General features: G+C 43.2%; 19 protein-coding genes. 9 read left to right on the forward strand and 10 right to left on the reverse strand.

What is annotated here, in order from left to right; genetic code table 11:
* The first annotated feature begins 154 nt into the window (after positions 1–154).
* From A3774_RS07600 to fadA, 5 genes are all read left to right on the forward strand, one after another.
* Positions 155–613 (forward strand): hypothetical protein, encoded by a 459-nt coding sequence (locus tag A3774_RS07600; protein WP_067865700.1) that lies wholly within the window; start codon positions 155–157, stop codon positions 611–613.
* A 498-nt stretch (positions 614–1,111) separates the two neighbouring features.
* A complete protein-coding gene (locus tag A3774_RS07605; RefSeq protein ID WP_067865703.1) occupies positions 1,112–1,861 on the forward strand; it encodes an electron transfer flavoprotein subunit beta/FixA family protein in 750 nt (249 codons plus the stop codon).
* Positions 1,862–1,872: 11 nt separating this feature from the next.
* Positions 1,873–2,802 carry an electron transfer flavoprotein subunit alpha/FixB family protein gene (locus A3774_RS07610; RefSeq protein ID WP_067865706.1) on the forward strand — a complete coding sequence of 310 codons (930 nt, stop codon included), beginning with the start codon at positions 1,873–1,875 and terminating at the stop codon, positions 2,800–2,802.
* A 73-nt stretch (positions 2,803–2,875) separates the two neighbouring features.
* On the forward strand, positions 2,876–5,035 hold the full coding sequence (gene fadB, locus A3774_RS07615; RefSeq protein ID WP_067865708.1) for a fatty acid oxidation complex subunit alpha FadB: 2,160 nt from the start codon (positions 2,876–2,878) through the stop codon (positions 5,033–5,035).
* An 11-nt stretch (positions 5,036–5,046) separates the two neighbouring features.
* A complete protein-coding gene (gene fadA, locus A3774_RS07620) occupies positions 5,047–6,222 on the forward strand; it encodes an acetyl-CoA C-acyltransferase FadA (protein WP_067865711.1) in 1,176 nt (391 codons plus the stop codon).
* Between the two features lie 85 nt (positions 6,223–6,307).
* On the opposite strand, the gene A3774_RS07625 is transcribed toward fadA, so the two are convergent.
* From A3774_RS07625 to A3774_RS07640, 4 genes are all read right to left on the reverse strand, one after another.
* A complete protein-coding gene (locus A3774_RS07625) occupies positions 6,308–7,471 on the reverse strand; it encodes a PilT/PilU family type 4a pilus ATPase (RefSeq protein ID WP_067865714.1) in 1,164 nt (387 codons plus the stop codon).
* Between the two features lie 97 nt (positions 7,472–7,568).
* Positions 7,569–8,222 (reverse strand): YkgJ family cysteine cluster protein, encoded by a 654-nt coding sequence (locus A3774_RS07630; RefSeq protein ID WP_067865716.1) that lies wholly within the window; start codon positions 8,220–8,222, stop codon positions 7,569–7,571.
* A gap of 204 nt (positions 8,223–8,426) precedes the next feature.
* Complete coding sequence (locus tag A3774_RS07635; protein ID WP_067865719.1) at positions 8,427–9,203, reverse strand: alpha/beta fold hydrolase; 777 nt, start codon at positions 9,201–9,203, stop codon at positions 8,427–8,429.
* 19 nt (positions 9,204–9,222) lie between these two features.
* Positions 9,223–9,831, reverse strand: coding sequence for a TetR/AcrR family transcriptional regulator (locus A3774_RS07640; RefSeq protein ID WP_067865722.1), 609 nt, complete (start codon positions 9,829–9,831; stop codon positions 9,223–9,225).
* A gap of 138 nt (positions 9,832–9,969) precedes the next feature.
* On the opposite strand from A3774_RS07640, the gene A3774_RS07645 reads away from it, so the two are divergent.
* Positions 9,970–10,815, forward strand: coding sequence for a crotonase/enoyl-CoA hydratase family protein (locus A3774_RS07645; protein WP_067865724.1), 846 nt, complete (start codon positions 9,970–9,972; stop codon positions 10,813–10,815).
* A gap of 33 nt (positions 10,816–10,848) precedes the next feature.
* The gene (locus A3774_RS07650) at positions 10,849–12,873 is read left to right on the forward strand and encodes an NADPH-dependent 2,4-dienoyl-CoA reductase (protein WP_067865727.1); all 2,025 of its coding nucleotides are present in this window, start codon (positions 10,849–10,851) and stop codon (positions 12,871–12,873) included.
* A gap of 42 nt (positions 12,874–12,915) precedes the next feature.
* Here A3774_RS07650 and A3774_RS07655 read toward each other — a convergent pair whose 3' ends face one another.
* From A3774_RS07655 to A3774_RS07675, 5 genes are all read right to left on the reverse strand, one after another.
* Complete coding sequence (locus tag A3774_RS07655; protein WP_067865730.1) at positions 12,916–14,754, reverse strand: HD domain-containing phosphohydrolase; 1,839 nt, start codon at positions 14,752–14,754, stop codon at positions 12,916–12,918.
* Positions 14,755–14,874: 120 nt separating this feature from the next.
* Positions 14,875–15,408, reverse strand: coding sequence for a hypothetical protein (locus tag A3774_RS07660; RefSeq protein WP_067865735.1), 534 nt, complete (start codon positions 15,406–15,408; stop codon positions 14,875–14,877).
* 146 nt (positions 15,409–15,554) lie between these two features.
* Positions 15,555–16,148 (reverse strand): PqiC family protein, encoded by a 594-nt coding sequence (locus A3774_RS07665; protein WP_067865738.1) that lies wholly within the window; start codon positions 16,146–16,148, stop codon positions 15,555–15,557.
* Positions 16,135–17,787, reverse strand: coding sequence for an intermembrane transport protein PqiB (gene pqiB / locus A3774_RS07670; RefSeq protein ID WP_067865741.1), 1,653 nt, complete (start codon positions 17,785–17,787; stop codon positions 16,135–16,137). The genes A3774_RS07665 and pqiB overlap by 14 nt, the downstream gene beginning before the upstream one ends.
* A 51-nt stretch (positions 17,788–17,838) precedes the next feature.
* Positions 17,839–19,134: a PqiA/YebS family transporter subunit gene (locus A3774_RS07675; protein ID WP_067865744.1), complete on the reverse strand. Its 1,296-nt coding sequence runs from the start codon at positions 19,132–19,134 to the stop codon at positions 17,839–17,841.
* A gap of 527 nt (positions 19,135–19,661) precedes the next feature.
* On the opposite strand from A3774_RS07675, the gene A3774_RS07680 reads away from it, so the two are divergent.
* Both A3774_RS07680 and A3774_RS07685 read left to right on the forward strand, forming a co-directional pair.
* Entirely contained in the window at positions 19,662–21,836 is a 2,175-nt protein-coding gene (locus tag A3774_RS07680; protein ID WP_067865746.1) for a putative bifunctional diguanylate cyclase/phosphodiesterase, read from the forward strand.
* 151 nt (positions 21,837–21,987) lie between these two features.
* On the forward strand, positions 21,988–22,722 hold the full coding sequence (locus A3774_RS07685; protein ID WP_067865750.1) for a glutathione peroxidase: 735 nt from the start codon (positions 21,988–21,990) through the stop codon (positions 22,720–22,722).
* Between the two features lie 57 nt (positions 22,723–22,779).
* Here A3774_RS07685 and A3774_RS07690 read toward each other — a convergent pair whose 3' ends face one another.
* Positions 22,780–23,616, reverse strand: a complete 837-nt coding sequence (locus tag A3774_RS07690; RefSeq protein WP_067865956.1) for a CvfB family protein — start codon at positions 23,614–23,616, stop codon at positions 22,780–22,782.
* Between the last annotated feature and the right edge of the window lie 81 nt (positions 23,617–23,697).

Consider the following 23,697-nt stretch of genomic DNA (forward strand, 5'->3'; position numbering starts at 1 on the left):
TCAGTGAAACGCCCTGTGCGGATCCGCATGCAGGGTGTTGTGGGGGCTGAGGGTTAGAGACCCTCGGCTACCCGATTATGTGTTTGGTTTCACTAGTTTAATGGCATACACCTTGCAGCACTTAATTTTTAACTAATGATACTAGGGGCTAACCATGCAAATTGGAAGTGCAATAGCGACTTCAGCTATAACACCAACACAAAAAAGCGGCAACAATATGCCGCCCCAAACAACGATGACTGGCAACACACAACCCAACCAACCGCTAGCTCGTGAACTTGCCGAAACATTTGACCCAAAGAATATGAACTACAACGAGTCAATGGCTCTTGCCAGCGCCTTAATGAAAGCTGGCGAGGGTGATTTAAGCTCAGCATTCCTCCCCCCGCCACTTCTAAAGGTTAATAGTGATGGGAGTGTAATCGACACAACTGGAACGCCGGAAGCGGATGCTAAAATGAATAATAAATTCAACATGTTCGAAACGCTTACAGCTAGAATTGACTTTAATAAAAGTATGAATTTTCCAACAGACTTACTTGAGGATGCTTATTCCTTTTTAGAGAAAGTTCAAGTCGCCCGTAACACGCCGAGTATCAATGAGTACACATAACATTTGTATATACGGGGGTCCGTGTATCTACCCATGCCAGACATCCATCTGTCTGATTTATAACTATTTTTAACTTAAGCATGGCTGCAATACAAGCATCATTTTGGATAAGAAGCGCTGTAAACCAGCATAAATAGTGTAAGGCTAAAAATATATTGTATATCCATACAGATATTGTAGAGAAACAATAGCTTTGCACGAAAAGGTAATTTTTTAACCCCAAGCGATTTATAGGGTTAGGTTTAGGTGCGTCAGCCTTTATGCCCTTAAATGACAGTTTGTAAGTTATTTGTGATCGTATTTGTTTGCAAAACATCTCCTCTGTAAGGCTTGTTTAATGGGCTTTTGATGCCTAATGGTAATTTTTGTCAGTGAAGTCGCTGCTTTTTGTTATTGTTGAATTCGGCATAGGTACTAGTATTTAGCTATACCTAAACCTTTACAGGGCGCATTTTTTAAAAAGCCCTGAAAGCCGAATAACAATGAGAAGAGGCGGTTATGAAAGTACTGGTTGCCGTAAAACGTGTAATTGACTACAACGTCAAAGTACGTGTTAAAGCCGATAATAGCGATGTTGATCTAGCTAATGTCAAAATGGCTTTAAATCCTTTCTGTGAAATAGCTATAGAAGAAGCCGTTCGTTTAAAAGAAGCCGGCGTGGCTGACGAAGTTGTTGTTGTCTCTATTGGTAGTAAAAGCTGCGAAGAACAGATTCGTACCGCATTAGCTTTAGGTGCTGACCGTGGTATTCGTGTTGATACTGAGGATGCGCCAGATTCTTTGTCCGTTGCTAAATTGTTAGCGAAGGTCGTGGAAAAAGAAGCGCCTGGTATGGTTATTTTGGGCAAGCAAGCGATTGACTCTGATAATAACCAAACGGGCCAAATGCTGGCAGCATTGCTGGATCGTCCGCAGGGAACCTTTGCGTCTAAGGTTGCCGTGGATGGTGACAAAGTACAGGTAACACGCGAGATCGATGGTGGTCTGCAAACGGTTGAATTACAGATGCCTGCGATTGTAACCACGGATCTTCGTCTTAATGAACCCCGTTATGCCTCCCTGCCTAATATTATGAAAGCTAAGCGCAAGCCTTTAGATCTACTGACCCCTGATGAGTTAGGTGTTGCTGTATCGAGCAATTTAACACTTTTAAGTGTTGAGCCGCCGGCAGAGCGTCAAGCGGGTATCAAGGTGAGTTCAGTTGATGAGCTGGTGGAAAAATTACGCAACGAAGCAAAAGTGATATAGGGGTGAATGTTATGACCATTCTAGTCATTGCAGAACATGATAATAATGAATTAAAGCCAGTCACACTGAATACGCTAAGTGCTGCGCAAGCGATTGGTGGAGATATTCATCTTCTTGTTGCGGGTAGTGGTTGTCAGTCTGTTGCGGATGCAGCTGCTCAAATTCCGGCTGTTGCACAGGTATTAGTGGCTGATAATGACGCCTATGAGCATCAGCTTGCGGAGAATGTGAGTAAGTTGGTGCAGGGTTTAGCGGCGAGTTATAGCCATATTTTAGGGGCGTCCACAACAACAGCTAAGAACGTGCTGCCGCGTGTGGCTGCGTTGCTGGATGTTAATCAGCTTTCAGATGTTATGGCGATTGAGTCAGCGGATACATTTAAGCGTCCAATCTATGCGGGTAATGCGATAGCAACGGTTAAGTCTGCGGATGCAATTAAAGTGATGACGGTTCGTGGTACCGCATTTGACCCTGTTGAAGGGGCGGGTGGTAGCGCAGAGGTTGTGAACTTATCAGACGTTTGTGATGCAGGAACCTCTCGTTTTGTTAATGAAGAGATTGCTGAGAGTGAACGCCCAGAGTTAACTGCCGCTTCGATCGTTATTTCCGGTGGTCGTGGTATGGGTAATGGCGAAAACTTTGAGTTACTTAATAAGGTAGCGGATAAGTTAGGCGCTGCAGTTGGTGCCTCGCGAGCAGCGGTGGATGCAGGCTTTGTACCTAATGATATGCAGGTGGGTCAGACCGGAAAAATGGTTGCGCCGGATCTATATATCGCTGTCGGTATCTCTGGTGCTATTCAGCATTTAGCGGGTATGAAAGATTCAAAAATTATTGTCGCTATCAATAAAGATGAAGAAGCACCTATTTTTCAGGTGGCAGATTATGGCCTTGTGGCTGATCTGTTTGAGGCAGTGCCTGAACTTGAAGGCAAGCTTTAACGCTTTTACTTAATTTTAAACAGCTCTGGCGTAAACCGCAGGGCTTAATAATAAAAAATACGGAGCAACTTAGATGCTTTTCGAAGGGCAAGCGATTCAAGTAAAGTCGATTGAAGACGGAATCTACGATCTAGTGTTTGATCGTCAAGGCGATTCAATCAACAAACTCGATCAGAGTACATTAGCTGAATTACGCACGGCAATTGATACACTTTCAGGTGTTGATGGCCTACGTGGCGTGATTTTCTCCAGTGCCAAAGATAGTTTTATTGTCGGTGCTGATATCACGGAATTTATGGGCTTTTTCTCATCCGATGAAGATGAGTTGGTTCAAGGTTTGTTAGATATTCACGGTTTATTCAATCAGATTGAGGACCTGTCCGTTCCTACGGTTGCGGCGATCAATGGTTTAGCTCTAGGTGGCGGTTTTGAGCTTTGTTTAGCCACCGATTACCGTGTACTGGGCGACAAGGCTAAGGTCGGTCTACCTGAAGTTAAATTGGGCATCTATCCAGGTTGGGGCGGTACTGTTCGTTTACCTCGCTTGATTGGTGTTGATAATGCTAATGAGTGGATCTGTGGCGGTAGTGAAAAACGCGCTAAGGCGGCGCTAACTGATGGTGCGGTAGATGCGGTTGTTGAAACTTCACGGGTTAAAGACGCTGCATTAGATCTATTGAAAGGCTGTATTGCTGGAAAATTTGATTATCAAGCGCGACGTGATGAGAAAATCAATCCTATCAAGTTAAATCAAATTGAACAGATGATGGCATTTGAGTCGGCTAAAGGTGTGATTGGTGCTAAGGCTGGTCCGCACTACCCAGCGCCAATGGCGGTACTAAAAACGATTCAAAAGCATGCCAACCTTCCACGAGATAAAGCCATAGAAATAGAAGCTAAAGGCTTTGTCAAAGTTGCTCAAACGGAAGTATGTGCGGCGCTTGTTGGTCTATTTATGAAAGACCAATATATCAAGAAAGTCAGCAAAGGTTTTGAAAGCAAAGCCGAGCCGGTGAAACAGGCAGCGGTGCTAGGCGCTGGTATTATGGGTGGTGGTGTTGCTTATCAATCGGCCTCTAAAGGCACGCCTATTTTGATGAAAGATATCAATGAGGCTGCTTTGCAGTTAGGTCTAGATGAAGCGACTAAACTGCTGAATAAGCAAGTCACTCGTGGCCGTATGGACACCACTAAAATGGCTCAAGTGCTTAACAGCATTAGACCAACCTTGAATTACGGTGATTTCTCTAACGTAGATCTTGTAGTTGAAGCGGTTGTAGAAAATCCAAATGTAAAAAAAGCGGTTTTGGCTGAAGTGGAAGGTCATCTACCTGAAGGTGCGGTATTGACCTCTAATACCTCAACGATCTCTATTACTGATCTAGCTACTGCGTTGAAAAAGCCTGAGAACTTCTGCGGTATGCACTTCTTTAACCCTGTTCATTTGATGCCTTTAGTTGAGGTTATCCGTGGAGAGAAAACCTCGGAAGAGGCAGTGGCACGCACAGTCGCTTATGCAAAAGCGATGGGTAAAACCCCTATTGTTGTTAATGACTGCCCAGGCTTCTTAGTTAACCGTATTCTTTTCCCATACTTTGGTGGTTTCAGCGCTTTAATTTCTGATGGTGCAGATTTCCAACAAGTAGATCGGGTGATGGAGCGTTTTGGTTGGCCAATGGGCCCTGCTTATCTGTTAGATGTTGTGGGTATAGATACGGCCCATCATGCCGATGCGGTTATGGCGGCAGGCTTCCCAGATCGTATGCAGCATGAAGGTGAAAATGCGATTGATCGCATGTTTAAGCTGGAACGTTTTGGCCAGAAAAATAACAAAGGTTTCTATCGCTATGAACTCGATAGAAAAGGTAAGCCTAAGAAGTTAGTAGATGATGAAGTGCCGGCGCTTTTAGCGGGTATTAGCTCTGAAACACGCGAGTTTAGTGATGAAGAGATCGTTGAACGTATGATGATTCCGCTTTGTATTGAAACGGTTCGTTGTTTGGAAGATGGCATAGTGGCAAGCCCAGCAGAAGCTGATATGGGACTTGTTTATGGTATAGGTTTCCCTCCTTTCCGAGGTGGCGCGCTTCATTACCTTGATCAGATCGGCTTAGCCGGTTTCTGTGAGATGGCTAAAAAATATGAAGCCTTAGGTCCGCTGTATCAGCCGACTGAAAAAATGAAACAGATGGCCGCCGCTGGCGATAAATACTTTTCTGAAGTTAAAGGTTAAGGGGTAAGACAATGAACTTGAAACCAAATGACGTAGTCATCGTTGACGGTGTGCGTACCCCAATGGGTAAGTCAAAAAATGGATCTTTCCGTAATGTACGTGCAGAAGCATTATCTGCAGCGATGATGACGGCACTTCTTGAGCGTAACGATGCATTAAATCCGGCTGATATCGAAGATGTGATGTGGGGTTGTGTTAACCAAACAAAAGAACAAGGTTTTAATATTGCGCGTAACGCGGCGGTATTAGCGGGTATTCCCCATACCGTTGCAGGGCAAACGATCAACCGTCTATGTGGTTCCTCTATGGCGGCGTTGCATGCGGTTGCTCAGAACATTATGACCGGTAATGGCGATGTCTTTATTGCTGGTGGTGTAGAGCATATGGGGCATGTCTCTATTATGCACGGCGTGGATATTAACCCTCAAATGTCTAAGCAAGTTGCCAAAGCGGCAATGATGATGGGCGTTACAGCAGAGATGCTGGGTAAAATGAACGGTATTAGCCGCGAGATGCAAGATGAATTTGCGGCGCGTTCACACCGTTTAGCCCATCAAGCTCATCTTGATGGTATGTGGGATAGCGAGATTGTGGCCGTCGAAGGACATGATGAGAATGGCTTTAAATCTCTACTTGAGGCTGATGAAGTTATTCGCCCAGAAACGACAGTAGAAACGTTGGCAGCGCTTAAACCTGTCTTTGTACCTAAAGTGGGTACAGTGACTGCGGGTACCTCCTCGGCTTTCTCTGATGGCGCATCAGCGATGTTGGTGATGTCAGCCGCTAAAGCTGAAGCCTTAGGACTTAAACCGCGGGCACGTATTGTTAGTATGGCCGTAGCCGGTTGTGATCCTTCAATTATGGGTTATGGCCCCGTACCGGCAACACAGAAAGCCTTGAAGCGTGCTGGTCTTACCATTGATGATATTGATTATGTTGAGTTGAACGAAGCGTTTGCGGCGCAAGGTTTGTCCGTTCTTAAAGGGTTGAAACTACTCGATAAGATGGAAGAGAAAGTAAACCTTAAAGGCGGCGCGATTGCGTTAGGGCATCCGTTAGGTTGTTCTGGTACGCGTATCACTAATACCTTAATGAATGTGCTTGAGCAACAAGATGGCACATTAGGCTTAGCGACTATGTGTATAGGTATGGGACAAGGTATCTCAACAGTAATTGAGCGTTTATAGGCTCAGACTACATTCGTATATTTTCAACCCTGCTCTATAGCTTTGTTTGCCCCATCCATTGGATGGGGCTTTTTTCGTTGTTACTTTAGACCTCTTCGCCCTCATCTAGCAGTCTTATTCCTGCGAGCGGATTCTCTTCGTCAAATGTTTCGTCTTGTGGTGTGTCTTCTTTTTCATCATCACCTTCCTCAACAGCAAGGTTCATTTTTAAACGCATATCGTTTGCTGAGTCGGAGTTGAGCAGGGCCTGTTCTTCGGTGATTATCTCTTGTTTATAAAGCTTATAAAGTGAATCATCAAAGGTTTGCATCCCTGTAGCTTCAGAGGATGAGGACATCACCTCTTTAATCTCTTTGATATCACCCTTCATAATCAGTTCTTGGATCGTTGATGTGCCTAACATCACTTCAATTGCGGCACAGCGTTTCCCCTCTTTTGTGGGGATGAGGCGCTGGGAAATAATGGCTTTAAGGTTAAGCGCTAAGTCGTGAAATATCTGTTTATGACGCGCTTGAGGGAAGAAGTTAATAATACGATCTATCGCTTGGTTAGCATTGTTAGCATGCAGTGTTGATATAGCTAAATGGCCGGTTTCAGCATAAGTTAAACACTGTTCCATCGTCTCTTGGTCGCGAATCTCACCGATTAAGATAACATCCGGTGCTTGTCTGAGTGCGTTCTTCAGGGCACTGTGAAAATTACGTGTGTCTACACCCACTTCGCGTTGGTTGATCAACGATTTTCTATGGTTGTGAACAAACTCTATAGGGTCTTCAATGGTAATGATATGGCCGCCACTGTTACGGTTGCGGTGGTCTATCAAGGCGGCTAAAGATGTAGATTTACCTGAACCTGTAGCACCAACAAATAATACCAGCCCACGTTTTTCCATAATGATATCTTTAAGAACATTAGGCAGCCCTAAGTCACTCATTTTTGGAATGTCGGTTTTAATATTTCGGGCAACAATGGAGTATTGGTTTCGCTGGCGGAAAATATTGATACGAAAACGGCCCACTTTAGGAATGGAGTAGGCTAAGTTCATCTCTAACTCGTCTTCAAAAACAGCTTGTTGTTGCTCATCCATTAGTTCGCGAGCGATCAGTTCAACTTCACCCGGTTTATAAGCTTCTTTACTTAGCGGTGTCAGCTTGCCTTCGAACTTTGCACAAGGTGGAGCTCCAGTGGTGAGATAGAGGTCTGATCCGTCGCGTTTGGACAAAATAGTAAGGTAGTCCTGAAACTGCATAATCTGCGCATCCTTTGAACAGCGAGTGTTAAATCAAAATATATAGGGCAGTGTAGTGTAAAGAGAGCGGTCCGTCATGGGGATCAGGGCGCAAAAATTATAAAGCCGCCAAAATGGCGGGAATGAATGCAAGCTGTTGATCTGAATCGGTTAATCTTTTCTGATCAGCCAATAGGGAGGTATTTGCGGCTTGATAAATACGAGATTTCACCGGATGTTGATCAATATTTCGGCCATCTTTGACGGATTTTTCGCAGTTCTGGGCATCGGGTGAGCTAAACCAGCGACAGGCCAAGGGACGTTTTGAATAGATAGAACATGCATTATTTTCATCAAGAAAAGGACAAGCCGCGCGGTATAGGGGTGGTTGCCGTGATGCTATATCGTCTATGAGTTTGGCTTTTAGTTGTTGAATCTTATCGTCGCTAAAGTGGTGATGAATATAATCGACAATATCATCGACTACTTGCTGTGATGTTTGAATAGGGAAGTAGCAGCAGTGATGGCAGCCTTTCTGGCAAGCGATCGTCTGATTAGTAGGGAAGCTTTTTTCAAAAGCGATTTCGGCGTCAGCAATATATTGTAGGGTGAGGTCCACTTTATCTGATGGGTTTTCAAGCGGTTCAATGACCGAATAGATCTGCGTGCCTAAGTGCGTAAATAGGGCTTCATATTCATGGCTTGCGTCACGAATCTTTTCCGCAACAATAGCAACATCAGCAGTAGAGAAGAATGTTTTTTGTTCAGACATAAGCGATCAGAATTATCGTTTTCAGATAATTATACGCTATTGAGGTTGTTCTAGGGGAGTTCTACTCGGAACTCTTTCTCGCCTAAGCCATGTACTGAATCGTAACTGCGAATAATGACTGATTTAATTCCAGCGGGGATCTTTACGTTAGGCAGCCTGCGTGTATGGCTGGGCTTGTTCGCTGTTTTAGGGCGAAAAATAACCTTAACAGCACTGATCCTTTAATACCTTATTTAATAGGTTGGCTGTTCCTTCTGGGTCTTCAAATGGGAAAAGGTGCCCTCCTTCAAAACTGATTAGCGCCATATTGGGAAATTTCCGTTGCCACCATTTTCGATCGCTTTTTTCGAAAAGGTCACTGTTGGCGCCATAAATAACAGTGCCTTTGACCTGTCTTAAAGATTTAGGTGCATCAAGTAGTACATTACGGAAAATGTCAGCTTCTACTTCAGGGGATATATTTAGCTCTACACCTTGATCTGTATCGACTAAGCCGTATTCAATATAGTCATCAAAGCAGCGTGGGTGAAACTTTTTAAACAGTGCTTTATTGCTAAAATACAGCTTTGCGGCGGGCCTGTCTTTAAAGTAGGTTCGGCGTTTTTTGGCGCGTGCTGCGGGGGTTATCTTATCGATAAAACCCAGTTTTTTTGCTAGTTTTAACGCATAGCGTTTACGTTTACTGAAAAGAACAGGGTCCAGTAAAATAACATGTTTGAAAAGATCAGGACGTAGTGAGGCTGCAATGAGTGTCACAATCGCACCTGCAGAATGGCCCATACCTACGACCGCTTCCTTATGATTTTTTTCAATATCTGCAATAAGTTCTGCTGCGTAATTTTTCAGATCATTATCAAGCGGATAGTCGCCATGTCCCATCTTTTCAACATAATTGATGAGGTAGTCGGGGAGTAAGCTAAATAGATAATTGTAGCTACTACCGGGGAAACCATTGGCGTGACTAAATTGAATCTGTGTCATTATGTCTATCTGTATATGATTAGCTGGTTTTTTTTATCAGTATCTCTACTGTTGTTTTGGCGATTTCATCTACATCATCTTGGTTGATGTACACGCCGTCATTAAAGAGTCGACATAATCCGTGTAAAGCAGCCCAACTTGATTGAGCTATTCGCAAAGGAGGATGGTTTGATTCGAAAACTCCTTCTGTTTGCAGAACGGTGATCCATTCTAGCCAGAGTTTAAAACAGTTTTTTGAGATCGCTTTTAATGATTTTGTTGGTCGTCCTGCTTTCCATATATCGCGTCCATACATCAAGTCGTAGGTTTCACTGTTTTCATTCGCAAAACGTATGTAGGTGAGCACATACTCTTCAAAAAGTTCAGCGGCAGGTAAATCTGTTTTTTGTGTTGATATAGCTCTAACGATTTGATCTTGCTGATAAAACCCTTGTTCAGCTATAGCGCAGAGCAACTCGTTTTTATCTTTAAAGTGATGATAGGGGGCTGTTCTGGATACGCCCACTTTATCCGCTAATTTGCGAATAGATAAATTATCTACACCGCCATCTGCGATTAGAATTGTAGCGGCGCTTAATAATTTCTCTCTTAAATCACCGTGGTGATAGGGCTTTTTTGTCTCAGTCATGGGGGGCAATTTATCAATCAATCTTGACAGTGTCAAAATTGATTACTATCTTAGTGAACTAGACAGTGTCTAGATTATGCTTTTAATGTGAGTGTAATCAGGTAATAAACCGTTTAATTAAACAGAAATGGATATCCCATGAGTTACGAAACCTTCACGTTGAGTGTTGAGAATCATATAGCACAGATAACGCTTAATAGGCCGGATGCATATAACTCCATGAACCGAGCATTTTGGTCGGAGTTTCCTCAGGCTGTTCAGGCATTAGATGCTGAAGGTGAAGCCCGAGTTCTGATTATTTCGTCTACAGGCAAACATTTTTGTGCGGGAATGGATCTAGAGGTTTTTACCCAGCCTGATCCGCAGATGTTTAATGGCGAAGCGGGTCGTAGAGCTGAAGCGATGAGACGTTTGGTGACTCAGCTGCAGCAGTGTTTTTCTGTATTGGAAGAGATTCGAATCCCTGTGTTATGCGCCATCCAAGGGGGCTGCATAGGGGGGGCACTCGACCTCGTTTGTGCTGCCGATATGCGTTATTGCACAGAGGATGCGTTTTTTACGATTAAAGAGACTGAATTAGGGATGACGGCAGATTTAGGTACATTACAACGTCTGCCTCAGCTAATCGCACCCGGTTTAGCCCGAGAACTGGCTTATACCGCAAGAAAAATGAAAGCTGACGAAGCTCACATTTCTGGATTGGTCAATTGTGTTTATCCTGATGGGAAGAGGATGTTAGAAGGAGTTAACAGGATTGCTGAAGAGATTGCGTTACGCTCTCCACTAGCTGTTACCGGTTGTAAGCAGATGATCAACTACGCCCGTGATCATAGTTTGGCCGATAGTTTAAGTTATATGGCTACATGGCAAGCAGGTATGTTTCAGCCAGCGGATATGATGCAAACCTTTAGCGCAAAAATGTCGGGCAAGCCGCCTGAGTTTGAGCCCCTAAGAAAGATTACACCACCACTGCAGAAAGCCTAACAATAATAAAATATATAAGACGAGAGTTTAGTCATGAGCAATACCCAATATCCTCACCTATTTCAGCCGTTAGATTTAGGTTTTACCACGTTAAAAAATAGAATTCTGATGGGTTCCATGCACTTGGGCTTAGAAGAGGCCCCTAATGGTTTCCAGCGCATGGCGGCCTTTTATGCAGAGCGTGCCCGCGGAGGTGTTGCCTTGATTGTGACGGGCGGTATTGGGCCTAATAAAGAGGGGGCAGTACATGGACATGCTGCTCAAATGGCGAATGCTGAAGATGTCGGCAATCATAAAATTGTTACTGAGGCTGTTCATGATGAAGGCGGTAAGATTTGTATGCAGATATTACATACAGGTCGTTATGCTTATAACCCTCAGCCTGTTGCGCCTTCTGCATTGCAGGCACCTATCAATCCTTTTCCGCCGAAAGAGTTATCAGAAGAGGATATTGAAAAACAGATTAAAGATTTTGTTCGATGTGCCACCCTTGCTCAAGAGGCCGGTTATGATGGCGTTGAGATTATGGGCTCTGAAGGTTACCTATTAAATCAGTTTATCGTGAGTCGCACCAATAAACGTGAGGATAGTTGGGGTGGCGATTATGAGCATAGAATTCGTTTTCCGTTAGAGGTCGTGCGTCGTGTACGCGAAGCGGTAGGCAGTGATTTTATTATTATCTACCGCCTATCGATGTTAGATCTTGTGGAAGGGGGCAGTAGTTTTGATGAGATTGTGCAGTTAGGAAAAGCAGTTGAAGATGCCGGTGCAACTATTATTAATACAGGTATAGGTTGGCATGAGGCGCGTATTCCTACCATTGCGACTAAAGTGCCTCGAGCTGCTTTTACATGGGCTTCAGCTAAAGTGCGTGCTGCACTGAGTGCGCCTGTGATTACGTCCAACCGTATCAATATGCCCGACGTTGCTGAATCGGTTTTAGCCCGTGGTGATGCGGATATGGTGTCTATGGCACGGCCATTTTTAGCGGATCCCGATTTTGTACGTAAAGCTGAACAGAATCAGGCAGATCAGATCAATACCTGTATCGGTTGTAACCAAGCTTGTTTGGATCATATTTTTGCTGGCAAATTAACGAGTTGCTTAGTCAACCCTCGGGCGTGCCATGAGACTGAATTGTTGATCGCACCGGCGACCCATAGTAAGAAAATAGCGGTGGTGGGTGCAGGTCCTGCTGGTTTAGCATTTTCTACAACGGCGGCTAAGCGAGGCCATCAAGTAACCCTGTTTGATGCAGCTTCTGAAATAGGTGGCCAATTTAATATAGCTAAGCGGATTCCGGGCAAAGAGGAATTTTATGAAACATTGAGATACTTCTCTAAACAGGTTGAACTGACCGGTGTTGAGTTGAAATTGAATACCTTTGTTAACGCTGAAATGCTTGAGGAGCAAGGATTTGATGAGGTTGTGCTGGCAACAGGGATCTCCCCTCGTACACCTGATATTGAGGGGATAGAGCACCGAAAAGTATTGAACTATCTTGATGTGATGTCGGGTGCTGAGGTTGGGCAAAAGGTTGCGGTGATTGGTGCTGGCGGTATTGGGTTTGATATTTCTGAGTATCTGATTCATCAGGGTGAATCTACGAGTTTAAATATCCCCGCGTTTATGCAGGAGTGGGGCGTAGATATGACGATGGATGCCCGTGGCGGTGTAGAAAAGATAACCCCAGTTTTTGAACCGGCCGCTAGAGAGGTTTATCTCTTACAGCGTAAAAAATCTAAAGTGGGTGCGCAGCTTGGTAAAACAACCGGTTGGATTCATCGCGCAGATTTAGCTAAGAAAGGCGTTAATATGCTAAATAACTGTGAATACCTGAAAATTGATGATGAGGGTCTGCATCTTCTTGTTAATGGTGAACCGCAAACTCTTGCTGTTGATAATGTGATTGTCTGTGCAGGGCAGGAGCCTCGCCGTGAATTGGTTGAACAGATTAAAAATGTAGCTGTTCACTTGATTGGTGGTGCGGATGTGGCATCTGAACTGGATGCTAAACGGGCGATTGATCAAGGTACCCGATTAGCGGCTGATATTTAATCTATAGCTAGAGAGTAAAACCACAGAGGGGTTCTGTGGTTTTCACACATGTTTTAGGCGTTCATAGACCTCTAAAATTTTCGGTAGGGCGCGATGAAAAGCTTTAATGATCTCAGGATCAAAGTACTTGCCTGATTCTTCATCAAAGAGTTTAAGTGCCTTTTCGACCGGCCAAGCTTCTTTATAAGGGCGTTTTGATGTTAAAGCATCAAACACATCGGCAACGGCAACAATACGTGCTGAAAGGGGGATCTCCTTCTCTTTCCAACCGTGTGGATAACCACTGCCATCCCATTTTTCATGATGTCCTTCAGCAATTTCGATACCGGTGGTGAACATACTATGGCCACTGGCATTAAGTTGTTCTTCGCAACGTTTTAATACTTCACCGCCAATAGCGGGGTGAAACTCCATATCTCGACGTTCTTCACCGGTTAATCGACCGGGTTTAAGTAGAATGCTATCGGCGACCCCTACTTTTCCAATGTCATGCATCGGCGAGAAGCGGAGAATGTCGCGTATGTAGCGGTTATCAATCAGATCTTGGTAAGGGCTGTTATGGCTAAGCTCTTCGGCGAGAATCATAGAGTATTGAGACATGCGTGCGAGATGGTCGCCAGTTTCCGGATCTCGACTTTCGGCCAGTTTTGATAGGCCGCTAATAGCCGATATAACGAGGCTTTCAACTAATTCTGTTTTCTCAAATGCGTGTTGGAGTTGCCCACCCGCGTTTTTTAATAGTTGCAGATGTTTTTCATCAAACGCGGATGGTTTTATGCTGGCAAAGAGTAAAACCGAACCGCTTTGATTATTAAATGGGAAAAATAGCGCTGAGTTGATCCCCGCATTGTGTAGATATGTAGCGAGCTCTGAGTGTTTCCCATCCCAGTCTTGATCTTCTTGCCAAAGAAGAGGTTCAGACAGTGTAATCATACTACACAGTTCACAATGGAGTTTAGAGTAACGGCTATTTTCTTGCAGTGTGAGTTGCTGATCGCTGTGAACTCTTTCCAGCAGTAAAGACTGGCTATCGTTACTATCGCGTATTAAGCACAGGGCATCGATTGGCAGACGTTGCTGATACTCTCGATAAACAAAGCATAGGGCACTATCAACACTGGTTGCTTGGTTAACGCTACGTGTCAGGTTGAAGGTAGTATCAAGATTGAAGGCTAAATCATTTATAGCGGAATAGATCGTCCCCATCTCATTCCTGCTTGTGATTGCATCATCTGCAGCGGTTTTTCCTTGGGCTAAGTGTTGTAAGCGAGACAGTATGCTTTGTAAGGGGCGACTAAAGAATTGGTTAAGTGCAAACAGCGCAGATAAACCCACCAGTAAAGAGAGGGCAAGCAGTGCAATATTAATCTGACTTTGTGTTTTTAGCTGTTGGTCTAACATCGTTTTAATGCGCTTATCTATCTGATCAGATAATGCATTAATCTCTTCTTGATGGGCGACGACCCAGTGTGCAACCGCTTCTAATTTAGGTTCAGCTAGATCCCCTCGAACAGTGTGTATTTCTTGGGAGTAGATTTTCCATTGTTGTTGGAGATCGGGCAGGTCTGTTAGCGTTAACAGTGTGTTATCTAATTTTAAGATGATGTTATTTAAATCTTGTCCATACATCCCTAAATCGCGGAAGTATGTCTCCCAGTCTCTAGGAGCCGCTTCTGCATATTGGCTGCTGCGAGTAATCAGCGAGCTAAAAAGCTGCTGCGTTGTACCGGAGCTTTGCAATGTGTCGTAATCATGGCGACGCTGATTCTCACTATAAAATGAAAACAGAGTATTAATAAGCAATACGCCGATTAACAGAACGATAACAAGGGTAATTTGAAAGCGAAGGGAGTGATAAATAGAGGTTGGTGCTATTTTCATTAAGAGCTTCCTGACCCGTTAAATGCTGTTAGATGCTGATTGGAGTGTATTGGAAGTGGAAAGTTTCGATCTAATAGAAAAAAACTGAACCAAATAGACCGTTTCGTTAACTTATAAGGTTTAAGCAACGGTTTCTATTAATTGGGGGAACTCTGTACCAGGATCGTTTGCGATCTGTTCCGCGAGTCGGCTTTGTAAGCGCTGTTGCAGCTCTTGTGCTTGTTGCTCGTTAGAATCAACGGGTTGTTCTGCATTTTGTTGAGCTAATGAGACTGAGGCTTGCTCTGTCTGCTCTGGGCGATTGCGCAAGCTCTCTTGTAGGTCCAGTGCTGTTTGGATGTCGATACCTTGGAATAATGCTGGATCAGCGCCGGTTTGTTCAGCCAGAAAGTTTTCTATCTGTTGTTGCTGAACTGCTGGGTCTGTCTGTTCTTCCGTATTGTTTACACGATTTGTGCGCGTCTCGGATGGATTGTTAATGTCTGGAATTTGGCTGGTGGCGGGTAGATCACGGTTTCTCTCAGCAGCGCCTGTTGAGGCGTTCGCGAGTGAGTCATTCACTGATGATGGCGCTGGTGGCTGATTAGCTGAATTATCTGTTCTTTGTGTAGATAATGTCGTTGAAAGGCCTGTTGAGAGAATACTATTTTCCATAAAGCGAACCAAAAGTTATTTAAATTGTGGATATAAATATATGTTTTTTTACTGCAGGTCGCTTTATGTAACGCAAACCCTAAGGCAAGTATAGACCATTTTTTGTCTATGAAGTTCATGCTCTATTTAGATCAACTTTAATGAGTCTATTCATTTAGTTGGTTGGTAATTTGTTGTGTTTGATCTTCTGCTAGTTGGGATAATAGCTGTCGTAGCTGAGATACAAGTGCGGCATAGCCGGGTTCCTCTAAAGGTGCCGAGAGATTAAAGCGTGCACTAAAAAGTACTTTGCCTTGTTTAGCTAATTGCCAGTAACCACTAAAAGTGGCGAGTCCATTTTCAGTACCATGGAATTGGTCCACATGGGTTGAAAGGCTGTATTGCCAATCGGAGCTTCGCCCAAATTGGCCATTGTCGATACGACTATGGCTGAGCTTTTTATTGAGTTCTCCATGTAACACACGGGTGATCGCTAAGTTAGGTTGCTCGGCCCAAAGGTGATGATTAGCAATTTTTAATTGGCTTTCAGTGGTTTGTATCGCGATACCAGCATTATTCAGATAGGCAGCCACCGTCACAGGCTTGAGACCTATGACGTGTTTAGTATCTACTTTTTGAATGGCTGCACTGTCACTACTGAGTAGATAAAACTGGTTTTCATCGCGGCTTGTTTGCTGGGCACAACCACTGAGTAATAAAAACGAGATAGCTAACGCCATTAAGCCTTTAGTCGTCGGCATTTTTACCTCCAGGAATAAGGTCTGGGCCTTTTTGAGCATCAAAAATAAGTGCATTAGGTTTTTCATCTAAAGTTTTTATGACCGGTTGTAGCTGTTTTAAGGTTTGTTGCAATGTTTGTAGTGTGTTGTGTATCTCTAAATATAGCTGACTGTCGGGGGTTAGTCCTTGGGCTGCTAGGCGTATCTCTTTTAAGGTGGCGGTTAGCTCTTCAGGTAGCGCTTTTGTATCTTTACTTTTCACTAAGCTTTCGATCTGTTGGAGTGTTTGATCGAGTTGGGTGATTACTTTCTCGCTGGAACTGAGAGTATGGTCGAGCTGATCAAGTACAGGCTCAACTTTTAAGCGTTCTATTTTGCTTAACACTGCAATTAATTTATTCTCCAGTTGTACAAAGCCTCCTGGCGCTGTAGGGATAACGGAATAGTCATCGACTTTGGTGAGTGTTTTATGGGGAGAGTCTGGGTAAAGGTCTAAGTCGACAAATAAACTACCTGTGACAAGGTTGCCTGATTTAAGGCTTGCTCGCATACCGCGCTCCACCCAGTTACTAAGTTTGGAATGCACTTCGGCTAATATGCGCTCTTCATCTTTATAACCTAGACGTCCAGGTTCGAGCCTGATCACTACAGGTATACGTGAATCAGTAATCTCTGAAAGGTGAGCGATTTGAAAGGAGATATTTTCTACGGTGCCGACTCGAACACCACGAAATTCAACAGGTGCTCCGGCAACCAGTCCTCGTACCGACTGATCGAAGAGTAACAGATACTCATTATAGTACGCATAAGGGCGTTCTTTGACGCTATTAAAATCTGCATAAAGGCGGAAGCGGTCGCCATCTTTTGCTGTGCGTCCTTGTTGTTCGCCTTCTAATAAATCGAAAGTGATGCCGCCACTAAAAAGGGTGTCGAAAGTTCCCGTTTGAACATTAACACCGTTCGCTGAGAGGTTTAGGTTGATACCACTCATATTCCAAAAGCGGCTATCTGTACTGACGAGCTGATCATATGGGGCTTGAATAAAAATCCCATAAACTGCTTCTTTCGCTTGGGCATCAAAATTAACCCGCTCAATTCTACCAACAGAAAAGCCACGATAAAGTACAGTGTCACCCACACTTAATGAGTGAGCATTATCACTAATAAGTTCTAAACGTAAGCCAGGTTCTGTTGTGGAAGCTACAGGGGGCTCTTCTAAACCAATATATCGGTTAGATGGTTTGCCTTTTTCACCCGGTGCCATTTCGATGTAAGCACCAGATAGGAGGGTGCCTAAACCACTCACGCCGCCTGTACCTACACGGGGTCTGACAACCCAGAATTTTGTATCTTTAAGTAGAAGCGCTTCTGCTTCAGGGTCAATCCGTGCTTGTACAAGAACATTATTATTAGGATAGTTAAGTTTAACTGATTCTACTTTCCCAACCTCAACATTGCGGACTTTGATTTTTGTTTTTCCGGCTTCAATACCATCGGCAGTTATAAAACTAATATTAACTAGCTGCCCTCTATGCGCCCAATCGTTATAGACCATCCAACCACCTATAAATAAGGCAATGAAAGGTAGCAGCCAAATGCTGGACACTGAACGTTTAGCACTGATTAGTGGTTGTGCTGAAGAGTGATTTGTTGCTGTCATAAGTATCAGTTATCTTGTTGGCTAAGTGTTTGATGATTAAACATATGAGGCCTAGTTTATCTCATCTAATAGATCATTTAATGGCTCTTGGCCACTCTTGATAATGTGTAACTCATCTTTATCCAGATTATCCCATATTAAGCGAGGGTCAAAGTTTATAGCCGATAACATAGTCAGAATAACGACTCCGGCAAAAGCAGTTACGGCGATACCCGGTAATATACTAGCTAACCCGCCAAGTTGTACTAACGCGACTAAAACTGCGACGACAAATACATCAATCATTGACCAGCGCCCAATAAGTTCAGTCATTCTATACATCCATATACGTTCACTGACGCGATTTTGATGGCCCGCTTGTACGCTAAGTGCGAGCCAGAACAGCGCTAGCATTTTTACTATAGGAATTAAAATACTGGCGATAAAGACAATGAGGGCAATGGGATAAGAGCCGTGCTGCCATAAAAGGACTACACCACCCAGTATAGTACTGGGTTCGTCAGCACCTAATAAGCGAGTGTGCATAATTGGGTAAATATTTGCTGGGATGTATAGCAAGGCTGCCGTGATTAAAAAAGCCCAGGTTTTTTGTAGGCTAGCTGGGATTCTTGGGTGTAACGAGCTGGAACAGCGCTGGCAGTTGTGTGCGTCTAAATGATGGATCAAACCACAGCAGTGGCAGCTTTGTAATTGCTGTTGCATTGCACCGCCATAATTGTGCTTAGGAGGAGTTCTTTGTATTGATGATGCCTTATCTAGGCTGTGCCATAGTTGTACTCGATCTATACAGGTAATTGTTGCGATTAGACAAAGGACGAAGAGTACATAAGCCCAAAAAGACATACCAATCACAAGGTCAGCCATACCTGATATTTTAACGAAGCTGACTAAAACACCGATTAAAAATACTTCGGCCATTGCCCAAGGGTGGAGGGTAAATATAAGCCGAGCGAGTGTGTAACTCCAAGGGTAAGTGGTGTGTTTGCGTAAGGGGATGAGGATCAATAAATATGCGCAAAGCAGTAAAGAGGGAACGATTAAAATGAATACGCTCAATAGTAATGCTAGGAGAGGAAAACCTAGTATGAGTAAGTCATAACCACTTTGGATTAAGGAAACCTGTTGTTCACGGCCTTGCGATTGGAAGGCCATAAAAGGAAACGGTAGTGATAGTAGTAAAAAAAGGAGTGCGCTTGCTGCGAATGCTGTTGCCTTATTGTAGGCATTGGCCGTTTGTGAAGATAATAAGTGGCCGCATCGAGGGCAGTGCGCTTTACTGCCCTGTTTGAGCGTCGACACCTCAACAATTAGATCGCAGCAGTGGCATGCTAGATTTTCAGAAGACATGGTTCTCAATGGGCATTTTATTTGGCCTTTATATTGCTGCTGTTTTGTGTGAGATAGATCAATTTTAAGCTCACTAAGCGTGGAGATTATATCTTAATTCTAATCAAGCTAGGAAATTATCAAGTTTTTATTATTTAATTTGGTAGTTTTCTCTAAGGCGGCTAGCCTTAAAGCAGTGGCTTTATTTTGGGACGCTGGGAAAAGGTAGCTGGTCTCTGTTATTTTGTTGTGAGATAAAGCTCAATAAGTGCTGTTGAGTTTTATCTGGTGACGGGGTATCGGAAATTATTTTATTTATGGCGCAGAAGGGCATGTTAACACAGTACTAAATGGGCAAAGTGCGCTATTATTAGCAATAGGTTGGAAACCTTTTTAGTAAAGCATTTTTAAATAAGATATATATTGCGAATACAGGGGCGGTCATTGAATGACCTAGTGCTTTGCAATACATAGGTTTACAACACAGCACTATGCATGAGGTGGTTTAGTCACGTTATAGTGTGAATTTAGGGGCACCATTTATAAATATGTTTCGACAGGCTCTACAGTTTTTAACACAGCGCTCATTGGCTTTTTCAGCGTTTGTGTTTTTGATCGTGTTTTTGATAGCTATGTTTTTTGTTAATCATGAGTTCGAACGAATTCGTGACAATCAGAAGCATCAGGCATTTGTTAATCTGCTTACTTTAGGTGCCCGTCTTGAAGGTGCCATTAATTCACATCTTGTTGTTTTGCGTGGTTTGAAGGCTGAAATTGCAATTAATTCTGATATAACGCAGTCAGAATTCGCTAGGCTCGTCGATGAATACCTTCAAACCCAACTAAGCATTAGTCATATCGCTTTGGCTCCAGACCTTATTATCACTAATATTTATCCCGTTCTTGGTAATGAATCGGCCCTAGGGGTTGATTATCGTGATGTGCCCGATCAGTCTGTGACGGTTCAAGAATCTGTAATTAATGATCAGGTTATCCTTACTGGCCCAGTTGATCTTGTTCAGGGGGGGAGTGCCTTAATCGCTAGAGTGCCTGTGTTTATTGGTGTAAAGCGTGATATTTTATGGGGACTCATCTCAGTCGTTATCAACGATAAAGAGCTGTTTGCTAATGCTGGCCTCCATGAGAATCTATGGGGGCTAGACATTGCCATTCGTGGTAAAGATGGTAAAGGGTCTGAAGGAGCTGTCTTTTTTGGACATGCCTCTACGTTTGATAATGACCCTGTTATTGTTGATGTGTTTTTACCTTTAGGAAAATGGCAGCTGGCGGCCAGCGCTAAAGGTGGATGGCAGGTAAGTCTTCAAGAAATTATTTATTTTTGGGCCGCCGCTCTGCTTGTTAGCCTAGTTACAGCCATGGCTACTTATCTTATTGCTTCCAACTATCGAGAAAAGCTTGTTGCTATAGATACGGCAAACTATAGGGCTAGCTATGATGGTCTAACAGGACTGTCCAACCGTTACCATTTTACGCAGAGATTCAAAAAAATAATTAATGAACATCAACGCCACGGCAATATATTTGCGTTGTTTTTTATCGATCTTGATTATTTTAAAGAAGTTAATGATAACTGGGGCCATCATGCAGGTGATGAGCTTTTAAGGCTGTTTTCTCAACGTATGGGTCATATTGTTCGTTCTGATGACCTTATTGCTCGGTTGGCGGGTGATGAGTTTGTGATTGTGCTGAATGATATTGAAACCGCTACTCAAGCGGAGCTGTTGGCAGAAAAGTTACAACTAGAGTTGGGTGAGCCTTACCTTATTGGCGGACAATATCTGTCGGTAACTCATAGTCTTGGTATTGCTATATACCCACAAGATGGACAGTCAGCCGATGTATTGTTACAAAATGCTGACCGAGCGATGTATGAAGCTAAGCGATCGGGAAAAAATAGAATTTATTTCTTTAATGACGAGCTAAGTTTTGAAGTTAAGCGGCATGTACAAGTACATAATGAAATCCTTGATGGTATTCGTCGAGGTCAGTTTCAGCTTTACCTTCAACCTATAATGTCTTTAAAAGATAGGGAAGTTTCTAAATGTGAAGCGCTTATTCGATGGTTCCATCCTGAGCGTGGTGTTGTCTTCCCTGTGGACTTTATTCCTATTGCTGAGCAGACCGGAGCAATTAGGGCCTTAGGTGACTGGGTATTAGAGGAAGCTTGTCATCTGTCTAATCAGTTGACGGAGAGAGGGGTTGATGTGCAAATCGCTGTTAACCGTTCTGTTGCTGAGTTTTTCCCGAAAGATGCGGTTGAGCGCTGGTTGAATCTTATTGATCAGTATGAAGTTGATCACCATAAATTAGTCTTTGAGATTACTGAATCGTTGTTAATGGATGGCGGGGGTAATCAATTAGATAAAATTAATCAATTACGAGAGCAGGGGATCGCTTTTGCTATTGATGATTTTGGTACCGGTTATTCAGCAATAAATTATCTACGTCACTACCCGATTGATTTTCTAAAGATTGATCGTAGTTTTGTGACGGATATTATGGATGATGTACAGGACCGTATACTTGTGGAGGTGATCATCAAAATGGGCCAGACATTAGGGATTCGGGTTGTGGCCGAGGGTGTTGAAACTAAGGAACAACTGGCTATGTTGGATGAGTATGGTTGTGACTTTATTCAGGGGTTTTATTTAGGAAAGCCTTTGCCGTTTGATGAGTTTATCGCTTTTTATCGTTCTCGTTAAATTGGGTCATGGTAAATCGTGTCTAGATATAGTTTTAATCTATCGGTGCTTTTGTTTTATTAAATTTCTTAAATTATTTGATTTTCGTTATAGTAATTCCATCAACGCAAACGGGCGTTAGAGTAATAATTTTAGTATGAGGAATTGATTGATGTTACAGACAAAAGAAGGTCAAAGCGTACCACAGGTTGTGTTCCACACTCGTCAGGGTAATGATTGGGTTGATGTGACAAGCGATCAGTTGTTCAAAGGAAAAACGGTTATTTTGTTCGCATTACCAGGGGCATTTACGCCGACATGCTCTAGTACTCATTTACCACGATATAATGAGTTAGCGCCGGTTTTTTCTGATAATGGCGTTGATGAAATTATCTGTTTGTCTGTGAATGATACTTTTGTAATGAATGCATGGGCTGAAGACCAAAAGGCTGAAAATATTACGTTTATACCTGATGGTAATGGTGAGTTTAGTGAAGCTATGGGTATGTTGGTCGATAAAAATGACCTAGGTTTTGGAAAGCGTTCATGGCGCTATTCGATGTTGGTAAAAGACGGGGTGATCGACAAAATGTTTATCGAACCCGATCTGCCAGGCGACCCTTTTGAAGTATCTGATGGCGATACTATGCTTGAGTATATTAATCCACAAGCGGAGCAGCCAAAACGTGTCACACTTATTAGTAAGCCTGGCTGCGGACATTGTACGCGTGCTAAGAAGGTATTGGCTGATAACGGCTATAAATACGAAGAGATTGTTCTAGGTACCAACGGTGTTAGCTTTAGTTCTTTGCAGGCGGTATCTGGGCGTGGTACTACACCGCAGATCTTTGTCGATGGCAAGCTTATTGGTAGTGCTGATGAGTTAGAGGAGTGGGTTGCTTCATAATCCTTCCTCTTAGTATATGAAATAAAAAACGCACTTCATTGAAGTGCGTTTTTTTATTTAATCTTTAAGGCGTAGACCGCTGGGTTCTACAGTGATTTTGTCTTGTTTTAATAAAGCGCCGACCGCTTTCTTAAATGCTTTTTTGCTGAGACCAAAATGTTGGAAGATTATCTCAGGTGATGATTTATCATGCACTGTGATAAAACCGTCTTGTTCGGCCATCATTTCTAAAATTTTATCGGTTGTATCTATCACTTTCCCATAACCGGGTTTTTGCATAGATACATTGATCTTCCCGTCGGCACGTACTTCTTTTATATAGCCTTTAAACTTTTGCCCAGGATAAACCGTTTTTAATACGTCACTGCGGAAAATCATGCCCCAATGTTCATGGTTTACGATAACTTTCTGACCTAGATCTGTACGATTTGCTACAACGAGTTGAACTTCTTCGCCGGTTTTGTAATTTGGAGGGGTTTTATCTAAAAACCTATCGATTTTGGTGGAAGCGACAATGCGATTGGTGTGCTTATCTAAATAAAGGCGTACAAGGTAGCGTTTATCGACTTCAACAGGGCGGTTTTTTTGCTCGCTATAAGGTAGTAATACCTCTTTAGGTAAACCCCAATCCAAGAAAGCACCAGTATTGTTGACCTCAGATACTTTTAGCATGGAAAATTCACCAACAATGGCCACGGGTATTTCGGTTGTGGCGATAAGATGGTCATCAGTATCAAGGTAGATGAAAACGCGAATACGATCACCTACTTCTAAGTCATCAGCACAGTAACGCTTAGGTAACAGAATTTCACCTAAGTCTCCGGCATCTAGATAAACGCCAAAATCTCTTTCTTTAAGTACTTCAAGGGTATTGTATTTGCCGATTTCGGCCATGGTTTTCATTTCCGGAGTAGGTGAGCTGTAACAGCATTCATTGCTAATCTAACCTATTATCCTAGCCCCTGTTGAATTAGA

The organism is Neptuniibacter marinus, from assembly GCF_001597725.1.
Classification (GTDB): domain Bacteria; phylum Pseudomonadota; class Gammaproteobacteria; order Pseudomonadales; family Balneatricaceae; genus Neptuniibacter; species Neptuniibacter marinus.